This is a genomic window from Streptomyces hiroshimensis (assembly GCF_014650335.1).
Taxonomy (GTDB): domain Bacteria; phylum Actinomycetota; class Actinomycetes; order Streptomycetales; family Streptomycetaceae; genus Streptomyces; species Streptomyces hiroshimensis.
The window spans coordinates 1-1,527 of record NZ_BMUT01000034.1 but is presented as its reverse complement, the minus strand read 5'-3'; the positions used below and the strand labels follow the sequence as shown (position 1 = coordinate 1,527).

Genomic DNA, 1,527 nt, shown 5'->3' with positions numbered 1-1,527 from the left:
GCGCCAGCCTCGCAATCTTGGTCCGTGGGGCGGAACTTCCTGTGGTGTGACCGTGATAGCGACCTTGAGATGCCCCGGAGTGTGCGGGACTGGCTACCGCCCGAGCACTTGTGCTGGAAGATCCTCGACGTCGTCGGAGAACTTGATCTCTCAGCGTTCGACGGCAGCTACCGCGCCGACGGGCAAGGAGGGGCCGCTTACCCTCCCTTGAGCATGGTCGCGCTGATCCTGTACTGCTATAGCAAGGGAGTGCGGTCGTCCCGCCGGATCGAGCAAGCTTGCTGGGATGACGTGGGCTGTCGGGTCATCACGGCTAACCGCAGAGTTGATCACTCCACCGTCGCACGGTTCCTGCGGCGCCACAGTGACGCCTTGAAGTCGCTGTTCGTGCAGATGCTGGCGTTATGCGGTCGGCGGGGTCTGGTGGATCTCATGGCGGTGGCGGTGGACGGCTCACCGATGGAAGCGAACGCGTCGCGCTACTCCAACCAGCGCCTGCACCGTCTCGAGACCACCATCACCGAGTGCGAAGACGAGATCACCGCGCTGATGGATGGTGCGTTCGCCCACGCGCGGACTGTGGAGAATGGCGAGTTCGTGGGTGCCGACGACGGCACCGCATCCGATGACTGGCCTCGCCTGTCCCGGCTGTCCGCCCGGCATACGCGAGCCCGCTCGGCACGGGACAAGCTGCATGAACGGGCCCTGCCCTCGCCCAACGAGATCAGGCTCAAGGTCGAGGCCGCGGAACGGATGGTGGCCCGGGCGGAGAAGCGCCTGGCCGCGGAGACCGCGGCTCATCAGGAGAAATTGAGGAAGTACGAAGCCCGGGCCAAAGCAGACCTGGAGTCAGGCCACCGCGGCGCGAACGGCCGGCCACCGGTCCCAATGGAGCACAAGGCCGTCCTCGTGCGGCAACGGGCCCGGCTGGTGAAAGCCCAGGCTTGGCTGGAGCGAGCACGCAGCCCTCGGCGCGTCCCCTCACCCGAGGCCCGCGCCTGTCTCAGCGATCCCGACTCGAGACTGATGCTTGCCAAACGCGGCGGCTACCTGCAGGGATACAACGTGCAGATCGCTTGCGCCCGCCGCCAGCTCCTTCTGGCCATAGAAGTGCACGACAACCCTTCGGACATGACAGCCCTCGTCCCCATGGTGAAGAAGACACAACATAACCATCAGGCCGCCGGACTTCCCGGTGACATCCAGCTCTGGCTCGCCGACAGCGGATACGCCTCCACCGCAGCCTTCGAAGCCCTCGCGAACCTCCCGATGCTGGTCTCGGTCACCAGCGAAGCCCACCAAGCAGGATTTTCCGCCAAGCGGGAAGACGCCCGCGGCGGTCAGCACACGATGGCGGCCCGCCTCGCCACCCCGGCCGGTCAGGCCCAGTACCGCCAGCGCAGTGCTCTGGTTGAGCCAGGCTTCGCCCAGCTCTTCCAGCGATTCGGTCGCCGTCTCAACTATCGCGGACACCAAGCCGTGGACACTGAGGTCAAGCTCCTCGGCACCGTCCACAACCTCAACAAA

Annotated in this window: 1 protein-coding gene; it reads left to right on the top strand. The window is 65.7% G+C overall.

Translation table 11 applies throughout. The features are described 5' to 3' along the window. Positions 1–69 precede the first annotated feature (69 nt). Positions 70–1,527, top strand: a 1,458-nt coding sequence (locus IE241_RS33855; protein WP_268254449.1) for a transposase, incomplete at its 3' end; no start/stop codon positions are given.